General features: G+C 67.9%; 22 protein-coding genes and 1 pseudogene. 5 read left to right on the top strand and 18 right to left on the bottom strand.

Annotated elements, in window-relative coordinates:
- Positions 1–25: 25 nt before the first annotated feature.
- The 10 genes and pseudogenes from H7J89_RS12805 to H7J89_RS12760 all read right to left on the bottom strand — a co-directional run bounded on the left by H7J89_RS12805 (position 26) and on the right by H7J89_RS12760 (position 9,163).
- On the bottom strand, positions 26–982 hold the full coding sequence (locus H7J89_RS12805) for an alpha/beta hydrolase (RefSeq protein WP_264044074.1): 957 nt from the start codon (positions 980–982) through the stop codon (positions 26–28).
- The gene (locus H7J89_RS12800) at positions 979–2,484 is read right to left on the bottom strand and encodes a flavin-containing monooxygenase (protein WP_264044072.1); all 1,506 of its coding nucleotides are present in this window, start codon (positions 2,482–2,484) and stop codon (positions 979–981) included. Before H7J89_RS12800 ends, H7J89_RS12805 begins: the two co-directional genes overlap by 4 nt.
- Positions 2,481–3,209: an SDR family NAD(P)-dependent oxidoreductase gene (locus H7J89_RS12795; RefSeq protein ID WP_264044070.1), complete on the bottom strand. Its 729-nt coding sequence runs from the start codon at positions 3,207–3,209 to the stop codon at positions 2,481–2,483. Before H7J89_RS12795 ends, H7J89_RS12800 begins: the two co-directional genes overlap by 4 nt.
- Positions 3,206–3,604, bottom strand: a complete 399-nt coding sequence (locus tag H7J89_RS12790; protein WP_264044068.1) for a nuclear transport factor 2 family protein — start codon at positions 3,602–3,604, stop codon at positions 3,206–3,208. Before H7J89_RS12790 ends, H7J89_RS12795 begins: the two co-directional genes overlap by 4 nt.
- A complete protein-coding gene (locus H7J89_RS12785) occupies positions 3,594–4,358 on the bottom strand; it encodes an HpcH/HpaI aldolase family protein (RefSeq protein WP_264044065.1) in 765 nt (254 codons plus the stop codon). The genes H7J89_RS12790 and H7J89_RS12785 overlap by 11 nt, the downstream gene beginning before the upstream one ends.
- A complete protein-coding gene (locus H7J89_RS12780) occupies positions 4,355–5,329 on the bottom strand; it encodes a zinc-binding dehydrogenase (protein ID WP_264044063.1) in 975 nt (324 codons plus the stop codon). Before H7J89_RS12780 ends, H7J89_RS12785 begins: the two co-directional genes overlap by 4 nt.
- Position 5,330: 1 nt before the next feature.
- Entirely contained in the window at positions 5,331–6,542 is a 1,212-nt protein-coding gene (locus H7J89_RS12775) for a cytochrome P450 (RefSeq protein WP_264044264.1), read from the bottom strand.
- A 17-nt stretch (positions 6,543–6,559) separates the two neighbouring features.
- Positions 6,560–7,264, bottom strand: a complete 705-nt coding sequence (locus tag H7J89_RS12770; RefSeq protein ID WP_264044060.1) for an NIPSNAP family protein — start codon at positions 7,262–7,264, stop codon at positions 6,560–6,562.
- Positions 7,261–7,857, bottom strand: coding sequence for a hypothetical protein (locus H7J89_RS12765; protein WP_264044059.1), 597 nt, complete (start codon positions 7,855–7,857; stop codon positions 7,261–7,263). The genes H7J89_RS12770 and H7J89_RS12765 overlap by 4 nt, the downstream gene beginning before the upstream one ends.
- 137 nt (positions 7,858–7,994) lie before the next feature.
- Positions 7,995–9,163: pseudogene (locus H7J89_RS12760) on the bottom strand (CaiB/BaiF CoA transferase family protein).
- A 203-nt stretch (positions 9,164–9,366) separates the two neighbouring features.
- Between H7J89_RS12760 and H7J89_RS12755 the strand changes: the two are divergent.
- Together H7J89_RS12755 and H7J89_RS12750 are read left to right on the top strand one after the other, a co-directional pair.
- On the top strand, positions 9,367–10,104 hold the full coding sequence (locus tag H7J89_RS12755) for an SDR family NAD(P)-dependent oxidoreductase (protein ID WP_264044057.1): 738 nt from the start codon (positions 9,367–9,369) through the stop codon (positions 10,102–10,104).
- Positions 10,105–10,138: 34 nt separating this feature from the next.
- Positions 10,139–10,822, top strand: coding sequence for a DUF427 domain-containing protein (locus H7J89_RS12750; protein WP_264044055.1), 684 nt, complete (start codon positions 10,139–10,141; stop codon positions 10,820–10,822).
- Here the strand turns inward: H7J89_RS12750 and H7J89_RS12745 are convergent.
- The 4 genes from H7J89_RS12745 to H7J89_RS12730 form a co-directional block, all read right to left on the bottom strand.
- Positions 10,819–11,547 (bottom strand): ZIP family metal transporter, encoded by a 729-nt coding sequence (locus tag H7J89_RS12745; protein WP_264044053.1) that lies wholly within the window; start codon positions 11,545–11,547, stop codon positions 10,819–10,821. The two genes, H7J89_RS12750 and H7J89_RS12745, sit on opposite strands and share 4 nt — an antisense overlap.
- A gap of 84 nt (positions 11,548–11,631) precedes the next feature.
- Entirely contained in the window at positions 11,632–12,813 is a 1,182-nt protein-coding gene (locus H7J89_RS12740) for an acyl-CoA dehydrogenase family protein (RefSeq protein ID WP_264044052.1), read from the bottom strand.
- Positions 12,813–13,733: an LLM class F420-dependent oxidoreductase gene (locus tag H7J89_RS12735; protein WP_067738241.1), complete on the bottom strand. Its 921-nt coding sequence runs from the start codon at positions 13,731–13,733 to the stop codon at positions 12,813–12,815. Before H7J89_RS12735 ends, H7J89_RS12740 begins: the two co-directional genes overlap by 1 nt.
- Before the next feature lie 15 nt (positions 13,734–13,748).
- Entirely contained in the window at positions 13,749–14,639 is an 891-nt protein-coding gene (locus tag H7J89_RS12730; RefSeq protein WP_264044047.1) for an acyl-CoA thioesterase, read from the bottom strand.
- A 243-nt stretch (positions 14,640–14,882) separates the two neighbouring features.
- On the opposite strand from H7J89_RS12730, the gene H7J89_RS12725 reads away from it, so the two are divergent.
- From H7J89_RS12725 to H7J89_RS12715, 3 genes are read left to right on the top strand one after another with little or no spacing between them, the layout of a single operon-like run.
- Positions 14,883–15,701 carry an SMP-30/gluconolactonase/LRE family protein gene (locus tag H7J89_RS12725; RefSeq protein ID WP_264044045.1) on the top strand — a complete coding sequence of 273 codons (819 nt, stop codon included), beginning with the start codon at positions 14,883–14,885 and terminating at the stop codon, positions 15,699–15,701.
- 12 nt (positions 15,702–15,713) lie between these two features.
- The gene (locus H7J89_RS12720) at positions 15,714–16,550 is read left to right on the top strand and encodes a thioesterase family protein (protein ID WP_264044044.1); all 837 of its coding nucleotides are present in this window, start codon (positions 15,714–15,716) and stop codon (positions 16,548–16,550) included.
- A 28-nt stretch (positions 16,551–16,578) separates the two neighbouring features.
- Positions 16,579–17,118, top strand: coding sequence for a TetR/AcrR family transcriptional regulator (locus H7J89_RS12715; RefSeq protein WP_067262038.1), 540 nt, complete (start codon positions 16,579–16,581; stop codon positions 17,116–17,118).
- Positions 17,119–17,155: 37 nt separating this feature from the next.
- On the opposite strand, the gene H7J89_RS12710 is transcribed toward H7J89_RS12715, so the two are convergent.
- From H7J89_RS12710 to H7J89_RS12695, 4 genes are read right to left on the bottom strand one after another with little or no spacing between them, the layout of a single operon-like run.
- Positions 17,156–17,470, bottom strand: a complete 315-nt coding sequence (locus H7J89_RS12710; RefSeq protein ID WP_308205118.1) for a hypothetical protein — start codon at positions 17,468–17,470, stop codon at positions 17,156–17,158.
- 34 nt (positions 17,471–17,504) lie between these two features.
- Positions 17,505–18,854 (bottom strand): FAD-binding oxidoreductase, encoded by a 1,350-nt coding sequence (locus H7J89_RS12705; RefSeq protein ID WP_264044040.1) that lies wholly within the window; start codon positions 18,852–18,854, stop codon positions 17,505–17,507.
- Positions 18,855–18,862: 8 nt separating this feature from the next.
- Positions 18,863–19,474, bottom strand: coding sequence for a DNA-3-methyladenine glycosylase I (locus H7J89_RS12700; protein WP_264044039.1), 612 nt, complete (start codon positions 19,472–19,474; stop codon positions 18,863–18,865).
- A 9-nt stretch (positions 19,475–19,483) separates the two neighbouring features.
- Positions 19,484–20,428, bottom strand: a complete 945-nt coding sequence (locus tag H7J89_RS12695; RefSeq protein ID WP_264044037.1) for an aldo/keto reductase — start codon at positions 20,426–20,428, stop codon at positions 19,484–19,486.
- Between the last annotated feature and the right edge of the window lie 19 nt (positions 20,429–20,447).

Genomic DNA, 20,447 nt, shown 5'->3' with positions numbered 1-20,447 from the left:
CACATTCTGCCGACGGCCCGGGCGCTCAGAGTAGAGCCGAAGGTCCCGCGCCGGTCTCGCACAGGGCGCTACCAAGGGCGTGCGCCTGCAACGCGAACAGCCGCTCGGACGTCGACCAATCTGGCAACAGCGAGTCGAATCCGTGGCAGGTGCGGGCGAACACGTGCAGTTCGGCCGACACTCCGGCGCGCAGCAGGCGCAGCGCATAGTCGACCGCCTCGTCCCGGAAGGGATCGATCTCCGCGCATGTGATCAGCGCCGGGGGCAGATCATCGAGCCGGGGCCGCCGCGCGGGTACGGCCGATTCCGGCGCGGTCGTCGCGCCCAGGTAGTGGCCCCACATCAAGTCGGCGGCCTCACCGTCGAACGCCGGGCTGGTACGGAACTCCTGCTTGGACGGCGTATTTCGATCGTCAAGCACGGGCTGGTGCAGCAACTGGAAGACGACCGGCGGCACTGCCCCGTCGGCCGCCGCCTGCGCCAGGCACGCGGCCAGGGTGGCGCCGGCGCTGCTGCCGGCCACCGCGAGCCGGGCCGGATCGACGCCGAGCCGGCCGGCATTGGCCACCACCCACCTCAGCACGGCGCTCGCGTCGGCGAACGCGGCCGGATAGGGGTGCTCCGGCGCCAGCCGGTAGTCCACCGACACCACCGTGCAGCGGCCGCGACGGGCCAGTTCGACGCACTGGCGATGGTCGGTGTCCAGGTTTCCCAGCGCGAACCCGCCGGCATGGCAGTAAACCACCACGGGCGCCGGGGTGGACCCGCAGCGATAGATCCGCACCGGCACCGGTGACTCGGCCGGCACCGTCTCGTCGCCGATCTGGACACCGCGCGCGCCGGTCTGTTCGGCGGCTGCCCGGCGACGCTCGTTGAACGGATCGCGGGTGAGTTCGATTGAACTGAAAGAAAAGTCGGTGCGGGTGGTCGCGATCGCCCGCAGTGCGGGGTCGAGCCGCTCGGCGCCGTCCAGCTCGGTCATCGCGATCCGTTCTCCGCCGCCGTCAATGCGCCGGAGAAGGAATCCGTGGCTGGCTCGAATTGAAAGTCGCCCGGCCTGAACCTCCTCGTCATGCCCCAGAAGCTTCGCGCGCTTCGGGGCCACTGCGTCACCACGCGGCCATTCGGAGCGCGGAAGTAGTTGCTGCACTGAGTGGTCCACACGGTGCCCACCATCCAGCGGTCGATCTTGGCGAGGAAGTCGGCAAGGGCGGCGGGCCGCACCGCGATGTAGGTCTTGCCCCTGCGCCGCAGGTGTTTCAGCGCCCGCACGATGTAGCGTGCCTGCGCCTCGAGCATAAAGATCACGCTGTTAGAGCCGACGTTGGTGTTCGGGCCGTACAGCATGAAGAAGTTGGGAAAACCCGGCACGGCCATCCCCAGGTAGGCGTGCGCCCCGTCGCGCCACGCCTCGCGCAGGGTGGTGCCGCCCTCCCCGGACACGTCCAGCTCGCCCAGATAGTCGGCGGCGGCGTAGCCGGTGGCGCACACGACCACGTCGACCTCGCGCTCGGTGCCGTCCTCGGTGACCAGGGACCGAGCGCGCAGGTACCGCGCCGGGCTGGTCAACACCTCGACATTGGGCCGGCTCAGCGCGGTCAGGTAGTCGGAAGAGAACACCAACCTCTTGCAGCCCAGGGGGTGGGTCGGGGTGAGCTTGCGGCGCAATTCCTCATCGGCGACGGCCTTTTCGAGCAGACTGAGCGCGAGCGCCCTGAACTCCCGGGTCTTGGCGCTGCCATTCTCGATCACCGATATGTTCGCTTCGCTGCGTAGCCACAGCCGGGTGCGGTACAGCTTCTTGACGCCCGGCACGTGGGCGAACGCCCAGCGCTCGCGCCGCGTGTAGTGCCGATCGGGCTTGGGCAGGATCCAGGTCGGCGATCGTTGCACCGAATAGACCTGGCCGGCCACCTTGGCCAGTTCGGGCAACAGTTGCGACGCCGTGGACCCGGTGCCGAGCACGGCGATCCGCTTGCCCGCCAGCGGGATGGAGTGGTCCCAGCGCGCCGAGTGCAGCACCGTTCCGGTGAAAGGTTCCTGCTCCACGAGATCCGGCAGGAGCGGACGGGTGAACAGGCCGACGGCGGAAACCACGATGTCGAAGTGGTGTAGTTGACCTTCGGCCGTGGTCAGGCACCACCGCCGGGTGTCGCCCTCCCACCGCGCGGACCGGATATCCGTGCGCAGCTTCAGGTGTGGGCCCAGGCCGTACTTGTCGGCGCATCGCTGGAAGTACGCCAGTATCTCGGGCTGCGCCGACCACAGCCGTGACCAGTCCGGGTTCAGGTCGAACGAGTAGGAGTACAGGTGCGATTTGACGTCACACGCCAGACCTGGATACGTGTTGATCCGCCAGGTGCCGCCGACGCCGTCTTCCCGGTCGAAGATGGTGAAATCCCGAAAGCCCGCCCGCGAGAGCAAGATTCCGAGCGCCAATCCGCCTGGCCCGGCGCCGATGATGCCGATCGTGGGCCCGGTCATCGGATCTGCACGCACTGGCCGCCGTCGACGACCAGTTCAGCGCCGGTGATGAACGACGCCCCCTCGGAGACCAAAAACGCTACCGCGTCGGCAACCTCGCGCGGTTGGCCGATCCGACCGAAGGCCGATGACGCGGCCAGCCGCAGTTGGGTGGCGTCATCGAGCATCGGGGTCGCGATCGGTCCGGGGAACACGGCGTTGACCCGGATCCCCAGCGGGGCCAGTTCGGCGGCGGCGTTCTGCGTCAGGCCGCGCAGCGCCCACTTCGCCGAGCCGTAGGCCGCGTGGTGTGGAAAGGGGCGGATCGCGCCGGTGCTGCAGATGTTGACGACGGCGGCGTGCTGCGCGGCGCGCAGGTGCTCCAGCGTCGCATGGATGCCCAGGAAAGCGCCGAAACAATTGACCCGCCAGGAATTCTCGAACCCACCGGCGCTCTCGTCGGCCAACGACGCCCGGTGCAGCATGCCGGCGTTGTTGACCAGCGTGGTCAGCGCCCCGAACCGCGCGATCACGGTGTGCACGGCCGACTCCCACAGCGATTCGGAGGTGACGTCGAGCTCGATCGCGATCACCCCGTCGTCGCCCAATCCGTCGACCAAGGCGGTCAGCTCGTGCGCACGCCGATCACAGGCGGCCACCGAATAGCCCTCCGCGCGCAGCCGTTTGGCGATGGCCCAGCCCTGACCGCCGGCGGCGCCGGTCACCAGTGCGACGCGTTCATTCATGATGACGTGACCTCGGGGGTGTCGGACAGGCCGCGGCTGGTGACGAACTGGCACCTCCGTCGCCGGAAACGCCACCGCCCGTCGCTGCGGATCAGATCGTCGTCGTAGAGGGCGGGGCGCAGGTGCAGGTCGCCCGCCCGCACGAACAAGACCTGCGACCGGGCGGTCGCGGTGTCGGCGTCGATGTGGATCCGGGAGACCCCGGTCAGGTGCAGCCCCCGCGGGGCATCCCGGAACATCCGTCCGATGCCGTCGTGTCCGGCGAAGACCCTTCCGTAGACCAGGAATTCAGCGTCGGGGGCGAACAGGCCCAGGCACTCGTCGAGCTCACCCGCGTCGAGCGACAGGGCGTAGCCGGCGAGCAGCTCGCGGATCGCGGCGAGGTCATCCGTCATGCGTCGCCTCCCGCAGGTGCTCGGCGGCGCCCCGGCGCAGCGCGTGCGATTCGGCCGTCAGGGTGATCATCGAAGGCCCCAGCTTCGCCATAGCGCGGCCCGTCGTGCCGTCCCCGGCGTGAATGCCGGTCACCAGCCCGGCCGCCGTGGCCGCACGGTGGGTTTTCACGATGGCGTCCAGGACGGCCGGATGCCTGGTCGCGCCAGCCACATCCGCGCCCAGCGAGAGCGCCAGATCGGCGGGCCCGACATAGAGCCCGGCGAGCCCGTCGACGGCGCAGATCTGCTCGAGGCCGGACAGCGCCGCGGCGGTTTCGATCATCGCGAAGACGCTGACCCGGGATTCCAGCGCCGCGGTGTCGCGACCCAGGCTGGCGCGCAGCGGACCGAAGCTGCGGACGCCCGCGGGCTGGTAGCGGGTGGCCGCCACGGCCGCGGCGGCCTGGTCTGCCGACTCGACCATCGCAATGACGACGGCGTCCGCGCCGGCGTCCAGCACACGTCCGATCGGTGCGGCGTCGGGGTTGGGCAGCCGCACCACGGTGCCGATAGGCAGATGTTCGATCCGGCGCAGCATGCCGGCGATGTCGGCGTCGTCGAGGTAGCCGTGCTGTGCGTCGAAACCCACGTAGTCGTAACCGGCCCCGGCGAATTCCTCCGGCCCGATCATTGTGGGGCCGGTGATCCAGCCACCCCATATCGGACCGCCCCGGTTCAGCGCCCGCTGCAAGGCGCTCTGCGAATTGTCGGTCACGCGCACTGTCCGATCGCGATCTTCACGCGCTCGGGGACGGGGCGGCAGGCCAACTCGAAGGCGCTCTGCACGTCGTCGATGCCGAACGTGTGAGTCAGGTAGGTTCCGAGCAGTTCGGGGTGTTCGGCGGCGAACTTGCCGGCGAGCTCCAGCACTCGCCGCCGGTCCAGTGTCACACCGGATTTCAACGTCAGGTTTTTGCGCAGCATGGCGCGCATGTTGATGGGGTAGGCGTCGTCGTCGGCGACGCCGAAGTAGAACACCGTGCCGCCTGGCGCGGTGGCGTCGATGGCGTGGCCGAGCGTCGCGACCTGGTGACCGACGGCCTCGATGACGACGTCGGCCCGGTCGCCGGCGGCGAGTTGGCTCACCCACCGATCGCTGGTGGCGCGCACCGGGTCGTCGACGCCGAATGCGGTTGCCACGCTTGACCGGTCGACGGGGTCGACTCCGGTGACGCGCCGGGCACCGGCCGCCTTGGCGACGTAGGAGAACAGCAGGCCGATCGACCCCTGCCCGATGATCGCCACATGCCTGCCTGCGAGATCCGGGAGCTGCTCGCAGGCATAGAGAACGCACGCCAGCGGTTGCAGGCCGAGGGCCTGCGCCGGGGTCAGCGCCGGGTCGTATGGCGCCAGGCCCTCGCCGTTGCTGACCACGCGCTCCATCATTCCGTCGAAGCCGGAGGCCCAGCCGACGACCCGGTCGCCGGGGCAATGAGCGGGGTGCCGGCTGGCGATCACCTCGCCGGCGACTTCGTGAATGGGGAAGCCGTCCTTCTCGGCCGCACTGGCACCGTCGTCACCCGGAAGGCGGCCGCGGGCACCGCGAAAAGCCGGCAGATCGCTGCCGCAGACACCGGCGGCCAGGAACCGCAACAACACCTGACCCTCGGCGAGGCATTCGGGTGTCTTCTCTGCGATCGTCGTCCGCTCGAACTGGTAGGGGGCGACGATCCGGTAGGACCACACGTCAGACCTCCACCGGGATGTTGTTCCAACCCCACTGGAAGCTGGAGGGCAGCCGCCTGGCGGCCTCGGCTTGGATCGCGTAGTCGGGCACCCGGCGCAGCCATTCCTGCAGCAGCACAGCGACTTCCAGCCGGGCGAGGTGGTAGCCGATGCAGAAGTGTTGGCCGCGGCCGAAGGCGAGCGACCGGCGGATGGGCCGATCCCAGACGAATTCGTCGGGCTCGGGGTACTCCCGCTCGTCGCGGTTGGCCGAGGCGAGCAGGGTGATGACCCGCTGCCCGGGCCGGATGGTCTCGGCGTGAATGGTGAAGGGCTTCCGCGCTGTTCGGGCAAACCATTGCGCCGGCGCGCAGAACCGGATCATCTCCTCGCGTGCGACGGGCACGTTGTTCTCGGGATCGGCGCGCACCGCGGCCAGCTGGTCCGGCCGCTGGAGGAGCTCCCACAGACCGTGGGCGACGATCTTGGGCACCGTCTCGGTACCACCTATGAAGATGCAGAGCATTTGGGTGGCGACCTCGACGTCGTCGAGCGGGCTGCCGTCGGGCAGGCGATAGCCGAGCAGGCCGTCGACGACTGCGAGCGGACCCCCGGACTGGTCGGCTCGGCGGCGTTGAACCACGGGCAGCAGGTACTCGAAATAGTTGGGCCGCGCCTCGGCGGTGTCCACCCCGACACCGGGCTCGGCCAGGCTGCCGGCGTTGACGGCTCCCAGCACCTCGGACGCGAGATCGGTTGAAATGCCCAGTAATTCGCATACGACGGATGCCACGACGATGCCGCCGTAGTCCTGGGTCAGGTCGAACGAACCGCGCGGCAACAGCTCGTCGAGGCGCTCGTTTGCCAGCTCGCGGATTCTGGCCTCCCAGCCGGTGACCGCCCTGGGGCGGAGCGGCTGGGAGTGCGCGCGCCGGATCTCCGCGTACAGGTCCGTGTCGAACACCGCGTGGAACGGCAGTGGGTGCAGCGGCGGGTCGTCGACCGGGCCGTTGTTGTGCTTGGCCAGAACCGACGCCGCCGGCAGGGTCCCTTCCGACGCGACGAACGTCCCGTCGTTGACTTCCAGCACCTGCCAGATGTCCTCGAAGCGGGACAGCGCGAAAGTGTCCCACTGCGGCATGTAGTACAGCGGATGATGGTCACGCAGGATTCGGTAGTACGGCAGCGGATTCGCCATCACCTGCGCGTCGAAGGGGTCGTAGGCGAAGTGCACGGCCTCTCGCTGCCGCATCACTGCAGCGGCGAGGGCGGTAGGGCCTGCAGGATCGAGTCCTCCCAGCCGTCGCGCAGCGCGGGCGCCACGCTCATCCAGGTGACGATCTCGGCGGGTGGGCTCTCCTTCCACGAGGGGTAGTGGTTGGCGAAGCATTCCCAGCCGCCGTCCAGCGCCCAGTAGTGGATGACCTCGTTGTAGCGGAAGGTCGTGGTGAACGAGCCCAGCCAGCGCTTGCCGGTGCGTTCCGACCATGGGACGTAGAGGCGCTCGAGTTCGCGGATGTAGTCGTCTTGACGCCCCGGCTTGGTTTGCATGATCTCCTGTATCACCAGCGGTGCAGCGAAATTGGCTTCCCGCAGCTGGGCCAGAGTCCTGTTGCTGGGGCCGGGGTACATGATTCGGCCCTCCCCGGCGGCGCCGATGTCGGCCAGAAAGGCGGACCATTTTCCGGCCGCGGCCTCATGACTGCCGCCGCGGGCCTGGGCAGCCCCGATCCGCGCATAGTCGGAGAACCCGTCGATCTCCCAGATGACCGTCACCTGCGGCCAGTGCCCGTTGTAGGGCGTGGTCTCCCAGATCGCGAACAGCCGGGCGCCGATCTCTTCCATCATCGGCCGGTAGGTGTCGGAGAACACCTCGGTGAAGCGGTCGCTTCGCCCGGAGCCGAGCGAAATGGTCTCGTGCAAATAGAGCAGCGTGTCGCGGTAGTACTTCTTCATCGGTCGAGCCGGACCAGCCCCGAGCCGCCGCGCCCACAGGTCACCAAATCGCAGAGCAATGTCTCCGTGGAATACACCGCGGGACAGGCACTCCCGGCCGCCGCCAGCGCGTGGCCCTTGAACCTTCGCGCGGCCGCACTGAGCGCGTACTGCGCCCTGGTCACCCCGCGGTCCACGCGCAGGGGCCACCCGGAAGGCGCCTGGCCCCACAACGTGACTTCGGTCAACCGGTCGTCGAGCGACGTGAGCACCTTGTCGCGCACGCGCGCATCCGCGGTGAACGCCTCGGCGCTCACCGCGAGGCTCTCGCTCGTCGATCCGGCGCCCATCGCGGCGAGCCACTCTTCGAGATTCCGCGCCTGCACGCCGAGGATCCGCAGGGGGCGGGCGTCGCCATCATCCGGCAGCAGCACCGTCACCTGCCAGCCGGCCATCGCCCGGTCGTAGAGCCAACCTCCGGCCGATTCGACGACGTCCAGGGCGCTCACCGCAATGACGTCGAGCCGATAGCGCAGACATTCGCGGTCGGCACGGCTCGGCCGGGCGGAGTGCACCCGGCTGCCTTCCCTGATGTCGAACGTTGACGTGACCATTCAATCCGTTCCTCACCGCCGCACGGAATCCGTGCATTGGCGTTTACCGCAACGCTTGTCCTGGGCTGGGGCCGCCTGAGGCGACTCATCGGACAGCGTGACACTTCGGAGCAAATTTGTAAAGGCGCGACCGGTGGTCACGAACCGCGGCGCGCCTTCAGTTCGGCGATCACTTCCTCGGTGTGCTGCCCGAGTTCCGGTGCCGCAGAACGCGGTGCCCAGGGTGTGCCGTGGAAATCGGCCGGTGTGGCCACCATCGGAACGCTGGATTGGCCGTCGGGCACGTCGACGATTCCGCCCGCGGCGTGAAACTGCTCGTCGGCGACGACGTCTTCGAGGCTGTTCACCGGTGACCAGAAGAAATCGGGTTCGGCCGCGAAGGCCTGCGCCCACTCGTCGAGGGTACGGGTGGCAAAGATGGCGTCCAGCTCGCCGATCAGCTCGGCCGAGTTGACGAAGCGGGCGTATGCGTCGCCGAACCGCGGATCGGTCAGCCACTCCGGGTGGCCGACGGCACGACACAGCGGGGGCCAGTGCCGATCGCCTTCGAGTCCGACGATCCAGAATCGCCGCCCGTCGGCGGTGGCGTAGTTGTTCATGCAGGGATTGCCCATCGATTCGCGTTGCCCGATTGCGATCGGCTGGCCGGTGAGCAGGTAGGTGTTGAGGTCGAAGCTCACGGTGTAGGCGCCCTGCCGATACAGCGATGTGCTCACCAGTTGACCGGTCCCGGTGCGGGCGCGGGCAACCAGCGCCGCGCAGATGGCCGCCGCCAGCGTCATGCCGGCCGAATGATCGCCCATGCCACCGCGCTGAAACGGTGGCGTATCGCCGGGCCGGGTGAGCAGATGCGCCACTCCGGCGCGCGACCAGAAGGCGGCCACGTCGTAGGCGGCCCGGTCCGCGTCGGGTCCGGTCTCGCCGTATCCGGTGATCAGCCCGTACACCAGGCTCGGGTAGCGGCGGACACCGATTCGAAGTCGAGCCCCAGGCGTTGCAGCGCGCCGGGCCGGACATTGGTCACGAAAACGTCGGCGCCGGCGAGCAATTCGAGCGCGGTGTCGAGGTCTGCGTCCTCGGCGAGGTTCAACACGACGCTGCGCTTGGAGCGGTTGTCCATCTCGAAGGGCGGGTTGACCCCCAGGTCGCAGCCCAGCATCCTGCCGAACATGCGTCCGGGGTCACCGCTCGGCGGTTCGATCTTGATGACGTCGGCGCCCCAGTCAGCCAGGATGCCGCCGGCGGCCGGTCCGGCCACCCAGACCCCGAGCTCGACGACCTTGATGCCCTCCATCGGTCCCGCCATGGCTAAGTTCCTACCGGTTGGCCGCCCGAAGCGCACGCATCCCGGGATTTCGCGCCCCGTTATCGGCGGAGCCCTGATCTGCCGATCGATGATTCTGCGCGCCGCGGTGTATCGGAATACATGCGGGCATCGTGCGACGGCTCGCGGCGGTGTGCCCACCAGATGTGCGGCCTGCCGGCAACCCAACAAGAAAGGAGACGGTCGTGACCGTACTCTCGGGAAAAGCGATTCTGATCACCGGCGGCAATCGCGGCATCGGCCACGCGCTGACCGCGGAGGCGTTGAAGAGAGGCGTGAGACGGGTGTATGTCGGTACCCGAAAGGCTCTGGCGGACAACGATGATTCGCGCGTGACGCCGTTGACCCTGGACATAACCGACCAGGCCGATCTCGCGGCGGCGGCCGGGCAGGTCGACTCTCTCGATATCGTCATCAACAATGCCGGGATTGCTCTTTACGATGACTTGAGCAACCCCTCCGCGCTTCAACGGCATCTTGCGGTCAACCTTTTCGGCACCTACGCCGTCATCCAGACCTTCCTGCCCTTGTTGGTCCGTTCCGGAGGATCGATTGTCAACAATCTGTCGGTGAACGCGTTGGCCCCCTTACCACTCATCCCGGCCTACTCCGTCTCCAAGGCTGCCGCGTTCTCCATGACACAGTCGCTTCGTGCCATGTTGGCCGGGCAGGGCGTGCGGGTGCATGCCGTGCTGACCGGGCCGGTGGACACGGAGATGACCCGCGGCCTCGACATACCGAAAGCCTCGCCGCAATCGGTGGCGCACGCCATCTTCGACGGGGTGGAGAACGACGATGACGAAATCTTCCCCGATCCCCTGTCAAGGTCGCTGGCCGAGCGCTGGGACAGCGGCGCCATCAAGGTGCTCGAGCGCCAGTACGCGGCGCTGCTCGATGCGGACCCTGAGCCAGTCACGACGTGAACCGGCTCGGCGGACAAAGGTCTAGCCTCACACCATGAGCCTGGTAGCCGGACGTGGTCCGCTCAGCAGTGATCCGGCCGGGCGATTTGCGCCCCCGCTGCCCGCCGAGGTCGTCTTCATCGAGCCTCATCCGCGCCGCGTGCAAGCTATCCAGGATGGGCGGCTTGTGATCGACACCGAAGGGGCGCTGCTGGTGCACCGGCGGGGGCAGCCGCTGAGCTATATCTTCCGGGCCGACGAGGTGGGTGACCTGCCCACCGAACCCGAGCCGGAGGCGCCGGGCTTCGTGCACGTGCCCTGGGATGCCGTCGACACCTGGATGGAAGAGGGCCGCGAACTCGTTCACTACCCGCCCAATCCGTATCACCGGGTCGACTGCCGCCCCACCAAGCGTCGCTTGCGGGTCTCGGTTGCCGGCACGGTGCTGGTGGACACCGACGACTCGGTGATCGTGTTCGAAACATCCTTGGCTCCAAGGCTTTACGTCGATCCGGTGCACGTGCGCACCGACCTGTTGCACCGCTCGGACACGTTGAGCTACTGCAACTACAAGGGCTTCGCCACCTACTGGTCCGCCGATGTGGACGGCCGGTTGGCCGACGACATCGCATGGAGCTACGCCGACCCGCCCCCGGAAAGCCTGCCCATCAAGGGTTTTCTGAGCTTCGACCTCGCCCGGGCGGACGTGGTAGCCGAGCTGCCTCGCACGGGCGGCTAACTCGCCAGCCCGACGATCGCCAGCATGAACAGCACCCCGCCGATGGTGCACGCCAAGGTCACCGGAGTCCGATGTCCGGCGTGCGCCCTCGGCAGGATGTCGGCGCTGGCCAAATACATCAGGAAGCCCGCGAAGAATCCGAGATACAGCTCGAGCAGGCGATGGGGGATCGTCACCGCCAGCGTGAGCGCCGCGCCCGCCACCGGTGCGATCGCGTCAGCGGCCAGCAGTGCCAATGCTCTTCGACGGTCGTTTCCGTAGAGCGATGTGACGGTGTAGGTGTTGAAGCCGTCCGCGAAATCGTGGCCTATCACCGCGACCGCCACCACCGCGCCCGCCGCGACTCCCGCCTGAAAGGCGGCACCGATGGCGAATCCATCCATGACGCTGTGGCCGATCAGCCCCGACGCGGCAAGGATCCCGACGCCGGGCGCGTCCGGGTCACCGGCATCCTCCGATCCGTGACCGCGATGGATTCCGACGGTGTGTTCGATGACGTGCAGCACCAGAAAGCCGAGAACGAAGGCCACCAGCGGAGCAGGAATGCCGAACAGGCTCCATGGCGTCTGGCTCATCGCTTCCGGCAGCAGGTCGAAGCCCACCGCGCCGAGCATCAGCCCGGCCGCCAACCCGAGCACCAGATAGCGGTAGGAACCGATACGCAGCGCGGCACAACCGCCCAGCAACGTGGTCACGAACGAGCCGAGGGCCACGAGAACAACCACTGCGGGGGCCTACCTCTCTGCGAGGAGATGCTCGGTGAAAAGGTAGCGCCCTCGGGGAGGGTTGGCCCACCCGAACGCCTGGAGCTAGCCGCCGTAGCTAGGCCGCCCCAGCTTGAGCTCGTGCTGGGCAATCATGTTGCGGAACACTTCCAACGTGCCGCCGTAGATCCCCAGCGGCAGGGCCAGCCGGTAAAGGTGTTCCGCCGCACCGTCGGTGGCGGAGCCGGGGGTTTCGGTAGGCAGTGTCGATGCGGTCCCCATGATGTCCATCAGGTCCGGGGTGACGTCGCGCATTGTCTGCGCGATCGCTACCCGCCCGAACATCCCGGGCGTGGACAGTGCCGCCTCCATCCGGGCCACGTCACGCCCGAGCCGGTACTTGACCGAGTCGTCGTCCAGCGGCGTCCGCCCGTCGGGATCCGATCGACCGACCACGGCCGCGACCGCGTCGATGACTTCGGCCATCAGGTCGCCGTGCGCCGACATCGCCGCAACGTATTGCAGGCCATGATCTTCCCGGTCCACCAGGCCGTGCTCTGAGTCCAGCGCCGCGCGCATCACCGTCCAGCCATCGTTAACTTCACCGATGCGGTAGACATCGTCGACGCGGACGTCGCTGTAGTAGACGATGTTGGTGCGGTCACCGTCCAGGGTCCGGATCCCCTGGATCTCGACGCCCGGCGAGTCGAGGGGCACCAGGAACATGGTCAGGTTGCGGTGTTTTCGGCCCTGGGGGTCGGTGTTGGTGAGCAGAAAGACATACCTGGCGTTCTGCGCATTCGACGTGAACATCTTGGAGCCATTGATGATCCAGCCGGATCCATCCGCCTCCCGCACCGCGCGCGTCTTGCAGGTGGCGACGTCGGAGCCACCCTCGGGCTCGGTGTAGCCCAGGCAGAGCCGAATCTCGCCGGACAGCACGCCGGGCACCACCTGGTCGGCGAGCTCCGGTGCCCCGAATTGCCGCACCAACCGGGCGACGACGGACGTCGTACCCCAGTGATACCAGGGCGTATGGGCCCGGGCGATCTCGAGTTGGAAGATGCGCCGGCGGACCGGGCTGAATCCGCCCTCGGACTCCAGCTTCCAATCCGATGCGAGGTAACCGGCTTCGCCCAACGCCAGATGCACTTGCTCGTCGAAGTTTTCACCGAACTCCAGCTGCCGGTGGAGCACTTCGTCCGTGACATGCTTCGCGATGAAGGCGCGGGTCTCGTCGCGGAAGGCCCGGTCTTCGGGCGAGAGTTCGACGCGGGAGAAGTCCATCAGGCCGCGTCGATCACGAGGGTGCGGAACCGATCGAGGGTCTCGAGTGCGTGCGCCATGCCGTCGCCGGGGAGATGAACGCTCACCCACGTCACGCCCAGTTTCGCCAGCTTCTCCAGGCCGTCGAGGTAGGCATCGGCGTTGAATTCGTCGTCGGCGGGGCTGCCGCCCTCGAAGTTGGTGAAGGTGATGTCGATCGCCGACCAGTCCCTGCCGGCGGCATCGCACCGGCGGCGCAGGTCGTCGATGCCGTCGGTGAGGCGCGCCAGCGAGTCGATGACCGCCGTGCCGGCGGTCTGGGCCAGTTGAGGCGGCGCGGGGAATGGGCACCAGCCGTCACCGTATTGCGCCACCCGTTGGCGCGCTGACGAAGTGTTGCCGCCGATCCAGATAGGCGGGTGCGGGTCACTCAGCGGCCGGGGGTGCGCGGTGATCCCGCGTGCACTGAAATGCCTTCCCTCGAAAACGATGTCGTCACCGGTCCAGACGGCCCGGATTACCTGAAGCGCTTCCTCGAAGAGCTCGGCCCGCTCGTCGTAGCTGACCCCCAGCGCCGCGAACTCCCGCTTGAGGTAGCCCACGCCCACCGCGAGCGTGAACCGGCCACCGGAGAGCAGGTCCAGCGTGGCACCAGACTTGGCCACCACGAACGGATTTCGATACGGCAGCACCACGATGTTGGGAATCAACCGCAGTGTGGTCGTCGTGGCCGCCGCGAAACCCAGTGCGACAAAGGGATCCAACGCGTCGTGCCCACCGGCCTCCAGCCATCGCTGCGACGGCGCCGGGTGATCCGTGAAGCCGAACCCGTGGATTCCGGCCGCTTCGGTGGCCGCGGCCACCTTCCCGATGCCGTCTCCGCTCACCAACTCCGGGTTGTACGGGTGGCTGTGCATCGGGTGGGTGATGGTGAAGTGCATGACAGCGACCGGCCGCTAGAACCGTGCGCGGGAGTCGATGGCCGTGTCGGTGGTGCGCAGTGGGCGGATCAACGCCTCCTGGGCGAAGGAGCACAGCAGCTCCCCCTCCTCGGAATGCACGGTGCCGCGCACGTACGACATGCCCGCGCCGACCTGGGTGCTTTCGTGGGTGTAGAGCAGCCACCCGTTCCAGCGCACCGGCTCGTGGAACGCGACCGAGATGCTCACCGGTGCGGTGGACACCGTCAGGTGCGCCTGGGCGGTACCGATGCCGGGATGCGCCCGCATCGTGGTGGAAATCCCGAGATGTCCGGTGAAGTAAGCGATCAGCGCCTTGGCCAGGTCGTCCCGTTCCGGGATGGGGTCATAGTGCAGCCAGGCGTACAACTCCGGCGGCCCGACCTCGTCCGGGCTGTTGACGTCGACGACGTCGACCAGGCGCAGTTCCCGGCCGACCATCGGCATCGGCGAGGGGTTGGCATCGGCGGGTGCGGCCACGTCGGGGCGCGGCAGGTGGTGTCGGATGACGTCACCCGTGGGGACGTCGGCCAGCACCGTGACGCTCAGGCAGCGCCGCCCGTTCTGGTGCACCGCGACGACTGCAGTGGCGGTGGACCGGCCCTCGGCGACGACGTCGAGGACAAGCTCGATCGGCGGTCCAACGGTCACGGCGCGGGAGAACACCGCGTGCGCCGAGCGCACCGACTTGTCCGGAAAGCGCTTGGCCACCGCGACGATCGCCTGGGCGAGCACCTGGGTGCCTTCCACCACTTGCCGTTCGTCGCCGGCGCCTCCGACATCACCGCCCGTGTCACCGGTGAACCGGTCCTGCCCGTCTGCCTGCACGTCGAACAGGTCCAGCAGGCCCTGCACCGTCCACTCGGTCTGCTCAGATTCGGTAGTCAAATCCGCTTCCTATCTCGTTGGCAGCTCATCGCACAGCGTGACACTTTGGCTAAGATTTGTAAAGCTTGGCTAAATGCTTTCACCCAGTCCGCAGAGGCCGTCCACGCCTTCGTTGCCAATCCGGAGAATTGCAGGCCGTCGCGGGGGAACCCGCCCGGCAGCGAGATTGACACCGGCACCCGCGGTGCATGACACTTTGGCGGTGTTTTGTAAAGCAGAAGATGCCGTCAAAGGCCGTAGCGGATGATTCCCGAGCCGCTGGCCAACGGCTTCTGCTTCGGCGAAGGACCGCGCTGGTTCGAGGGACTGCTGTGGTTCTCCGACATGCTGGGCGAGGCGGTCCACACCTCGACCATGGGCGGCTCGCTGACCACGTTGCCGCTGCCCGGGCACTGCCCGTCGGGCCTGGGTTTCCGCCCCGACGGATCGCTTCTGATCGTCTCGGTCGAAGACCGCACGGTGTTGCGCTACGACGGTGAAAGCGTGGACACCATCGCCGATCTCGCCGAACTTACACCGACCAACCTCGGCGACATGGTCGTCGACGACGCGGGCCGCGCGTACATCGGATGCCAAGCCTTCAACGGCGGCGCCATCATCCGGCTCGATCCGGACGACAGCGCCGTCGTCGTCGCCGAAGACCTCGACTTTCCAAACGGAATGGTGATCACGCCGGACGGGCAGAGACTGATCGTCGCAGAGTCGGTCGGCAGGCGGTTGACCGCGTTCACGATCGGCGCGGACGGCGGGCTGGCCGACCGCTGCGTTTTCGCCGAGGGACTGGACGGGCCGCCCGACGGCATCGCGCTCGACGCCGACGGCGCGGTGTGGGCGTCGATGACGCTGGCCCACCAATTCGAGCGGATCATCGAGGGCGGCGCCGTGACCGACCGCATCGACATGGGTGAGCGCGTCGCCATCGCCTGCGCGCTCGGCGGCCCCGACCGCCGGACCTTGTTTTTGCTGTCCAGTACGGAGGCGTATCCGCAGCGCCTGATCGGCACCCGGCTGTCCCGGCTGGACGCCGTCACGGTGACCACGCCCGGCGCCGGCCTGCCCTGACGAGAGGTGACGATGACCGACTCCTACTACGAGCTCATCGACGGCGCGGACACGTTGGGCGAAAGATTCCGCGCCACCGACCTGGCGCGTGGAACCTGGTCGTCCGCGATACAGCACGGCGGGCCGGTGTCGGCCCTACTGGTGCGGGCGCTGGAGCGGTGCGAACAACGCGACGACACCCGACTGTCCCGCGTCATCATCGACTTGCTGGGCGGGGTGCCGGCCGAGGGCGACCTGTGGGTCAGCTCGCGGGTTCAGCGCGGCGGGAAGCAGATCGAACTCGTCAGCGCCGAGATGCTGGCCCCCGGTCCCGACGGCGAACCCCGGCCGGTGGCGCGCGCCAGCGGATGGCGGCTGCAAACCCTGGACACCCGGGCCGTGGCCCACGCGGCCGCGCCGATGCCCGGCCCGCGCAGCGAGGCCCGCAACCGCAACCTCAAGGCACGGGACTGGGACCGCAACTACGTGCACAGCCTCGACTGGCTGTGGCTGACGGAGCCGCTCAGCGAAGGCCCCGGCGAATCGTGGATCCACCCGACGGTGGACCTGGTCACCGGCGAGACGATGACGCCGCTGGAGCGCCTGTTCGCGGTGGCCGACTGCGCCAACGGCATCGGCAGCAAGCTGGACATCACCCGGTGGACGTTCCTCAACACCGACCTGGCCGTGCACGTGTTCCGGGTCCCCGACGGGGAGTGGATCGGCATTCGCGCCGAGACCAGCTACGGCCCGGACGGCATCGGGACCACGATCGGCACGCTGTTCGACGAGCGCGGCGCGGTCGGCGCCATCCAGCAGTCGGTGCTGGTGCGCCCGCGCCCGGGCAAGTCGGACCGGGAAGCGAAATGACCGTGAACGACTTCGTAGAGTTGCAGATATGAGCAGTCCGGCCCAGACCGCAGAGCCTGACACCTCCACGCGTCAGCGCATCCTCGACGCCACCGCCGAGGTGCTCGGCCGAAACGGCAAAACCAAGCTCAGCCTGTCCGACGTCGCCGCCCAGGCCGGGGTGTCCCGCCCGACGCTCTACCGCTGGTTCGCGTCCAAAGAGGAACTGCTGTCGGCCTTTTCGAGCTACGAGCGCCAGATATTCGAGAGCGGCCTGGTCCGGGCCACGGCCGGCCTGAAGGGGGTCGACAAGCTCGACGCCGTGCTGCGGTTCATCGTCGAGTACCAGCACTCGTACTCCGGCGTGCGCATGGTCGATGTCGAGCCCGAGCACACCATCGCCCAGTTCTCCGGGGTCATCCCGCAGATGCGCGAGGGCCTGCAACGCCACCTGCCCGGTCCCAACGCCGCGGTGAAGGCGGCGACCGTCATCCGGATCGCGATCTCGCACTACATCGTCCCCAGCGACGATGCCGACCAGTTCCTGGCGCAGCTACGGCACGCTGTCGGAATCAAGGGGAGCTCCTGATCAGTCGAGCTGCACCTCGACCTTGACGCGGCCCTTCTCATCGCGGCTGGCGATAGACGCGCCCGGTGCGGTCGGCGCCGTCGAAGTTGAGCAGCGTGATCGGACCGCCCTCGCCGAGAAAGTTTCGCCACCATGCCTTGCTATCGGGCGACATGACGTTGATGACGATGCCGTCACCGGAGCGGCGGTACCCGACCGGGGTCTGGATCGTCTTACCCGAACGCCTGCCGACGTAGCGAATCTTGATCAGCCCGCGTCGCACCAGTGGCCCGACGACGGGCGCATCGATCATGCCACTGAACAAATTGTTGACGATTCCGACGATGGGCGTGTCGAAGATCCCGGATGCCATGAAGCCCAGCGTATGTCAGACGGCGCAAGAACGATCAGTCGAACAGCACCGCGGCGTTGAGGTAGCCGGTCGGGTCCAGCGCGGCCTTGATGGTCCGCATCGCCGCGATGTCCGCGGGCTCGCGTGACATGCCGAGGTAGTGCCGCTTGCGGGTGCCCACGCCGTGTTCGGAGCTGACGTTGCCGCCGGATCGCGCGATGAGTTCCATCATCGGCTCGTAGAGCGTCCGCTCCCGGTTGACGGGGCAGCGCAGCACGTTGAGGTGCAGGTTGCCTTCCCCGATGTGGCCGAACAGCACGGGCAGCGCCTCGGGCGCCTGCGCGGCGATCAAATCGACTGCTTCCCTGGCGAATCCGTCGATCGAGGACAGCGGCAGGGAGACGTCGAACTTCAGGGGCGGCCCGTACACGCCAAGAATGTCGGCGAGCGACTCCCGAACCTGCCACAACCGTTGCTGCGCACCAACATCCACGCCGACCGCGGGTTCGGAGCACAACCGCGCGCCGTCGAGCAGCTCGGCGAGCCGGTCGGTCTGGTCATGGTCGGCGGCCAGCTCCACCAGCAGCAGCCAGTCACCCTCGACCGGTGAGCCGACGCCGAGGTGCTCGCCGGTCAGCGCGGCTGCACGGCCGTCGATCAATTCCAGTGCCGCGATGCCGTCCACGTCCCGAAACATCCGGCCGGCGTCCACCAGAGCATCCAGCTCGGTGAACCCGCAGACCGCCGTCACCCGCCGCGAGGGCGTGGGGTGCAGCCGCAGGTCGAGCGCGGTGATGACGCCGAGGGTGCCCTCCGCGCCGACGAACAGCGAAGACAGGTCGTAGCCGGTGTTGTCCTGGCGCACCCGGCTGTGCCGGTGCAGCAGCGACCCGTCGGGCAGTGCCACCTGCAAGCCGACCACCTGTTCGCCCATGTTGCCGTAGCGCACCGTGCGCAGGCCGCCGGCGTTCGTCGACGCCATCCCCCCGACGGTCGCGGTGTCGCGGGCGGCCAGGTCCACGCCGAACAGCAGGCCCGCGGCGACCGCGGCCCGTTGCACCGCGGCCAGCGTCGCCCCGGCGCCGACCCGGACCCGGCGCTCGACGGTGTCGATTTCATCGAGGGCATGCAGCCGCTCGGTGGACAGCAACACGTCGTCGTGTTCGGGAACGGTGCCGGCTACCAGCGAGGTGCGGCCGCCCTGCACCGTCACGTGCGCCCCGGCGTCCCGGCACACCCGCAACACCTCGGCGACCTGCTCGGGAGAACCCGGGCGCACCAGCGCACTGGCCCGGCCCCGATAGCGACCGGTGTGGTCGACGCTGCGGCCCGCGAGGACGTCGGGATCGGTGACCACGTGGTTCGGCCCCACAATTTCTTTGAGGTCGTCAAGGCCGCCTGGCATGCTCGCGGTTATAGCACCTCATGCCGTGGCGCGAAAACAGCCCTCGAAGTGACCGTTCTCGATCCCGACGGTTTGCATGAATGAATGGGCGACGACCGGCCGACCAGCCGGAAACCCGCTTCCCGCACCGCCGCTGAGAGCCGCCGCGATTCCGGGGACACCATCCGGCCATCGCTCCAGCTCCGGAGCCGATGCTGGGTGAACGGTTGATGTTGCCACGCCAGTTGACACAGCGGGTATTTCGATAACAGGCGAGCGTTGTGCAGCGTGGCTTCGATCTTTTGCCGGTTGCGGATGATCGAGCTGTCGGCCATCAAGCGCTCGACGTCGCCGTCGGTCATGGCGGCCACCGCCGCCGGGTCGAATCCGTGAAATGCCGCGCGCAGATTGCCCCGCGGGCCGAAGACGCTTGCCCAGGACAGGCCGTTCTCGAAGTAGGTCAGCACGAGCGCCTCGAAGAGTTCAGCTTCGTCGTGGGTGGGCCTCCCCCACTCGTCGTCGTGATAGGCGGTCAGGTCGCGTCCCGTCGCGCGGGCCCAGCGACATCGAACGACGCCATCGGGACCGGTCACCACGGTCGGTAGGTGTGACGGTACGCCGATACCGGCCATCGCCTTCATCCCCCGACCCTAGCCCCGGGGCACCTCGGCGAATCCCGGCTCGCCGGCCTCGACAACGGAATTGAACCTGATCCGGGTCACGAGGCGCTCGCTGATCTCGTGGATCGCGCTCTCGGGAAGCGCGGTGACATCGAAGTTCTCGCGGATGCGCGCCGGCGTCACGGATGCCGTCAGAACCGCGCTGCCGCGCTGGATGCCCCAGGCCAGCAGTACTTGCGCGGGGGTCTTGCCCAGACGTCGAGCGATCGACACCACGAGGGGGTCGTCGAGCAACCGCGGTTCCAGGGCGTGCCCGAGTGAGGCGAACGCCAATAGGATGACCCCGTCAGTCTCGCGCAGTCCGTGCAGTTCCCATTGCGGGTGATACGGGTGCGACTCGACCTCCACGACCGCCGGCTTGATCCGAGCGGTTTCGATGATGTTCCTTGCCCCTTCGGCGTCGATGTCGGAGAGTCCTATCGCGCGCGTAAGTCCCTCGTCGACAAGGCTTTCCATGGCCGTCCAGGTTTCGGCCAAGCTGACTCCGTCGTCGTAAACGACTGCTCCATGGATGTCCCGGGGGTCTTGGTCGTCGCCCGGCTTGAACGCGAACGGGGTGTGCACCAGATACAGGTCGACAGCGTCCAGCCCAAGCCTGTTCAGGCTGGCTTGCAGCGCGGCCCTCACCCGCTCCGGTCGATGGTTGTTGTTCCACAGCTTGGTGGTCACGAACAGCTCCTCGCGGCGGACCGTTCGTTGTGCGAACAACTCCTTGAGCGCCGCGCCTACCTCGGCTTCGTTGCGGTACCGCTCGGCGGCGTCGAGGTGGCGGAATCCCACTTCCACCGCGGTCTTGACGGCGTCTCGGGTCTTGGTGTTGTCGGAGAGCGAGGTGCCAAACCCGAGCGCCGGAATCTCGGTGCTGCCGTCGTTCAAGGCGAATCTGTGCTGGCTCAGGGTCTCGTTCGATGCCATGGCCGGTCTCCTTACATCA

Source organism: Mycobacterium paraffinicum (assembly GCF_025822865.1).
Classification (GTDB): Bacteria; Actinomycetota; Actinomycetes; order Mycobacteriales; family Mycobacteriaceae; genus Mycobacterium; species Mycobacterium paraffinicum.
Note: the sequence above shows the minus strand (reverse complement) of the source record. Positions and strands in the feature narration are given on the sequence as shown.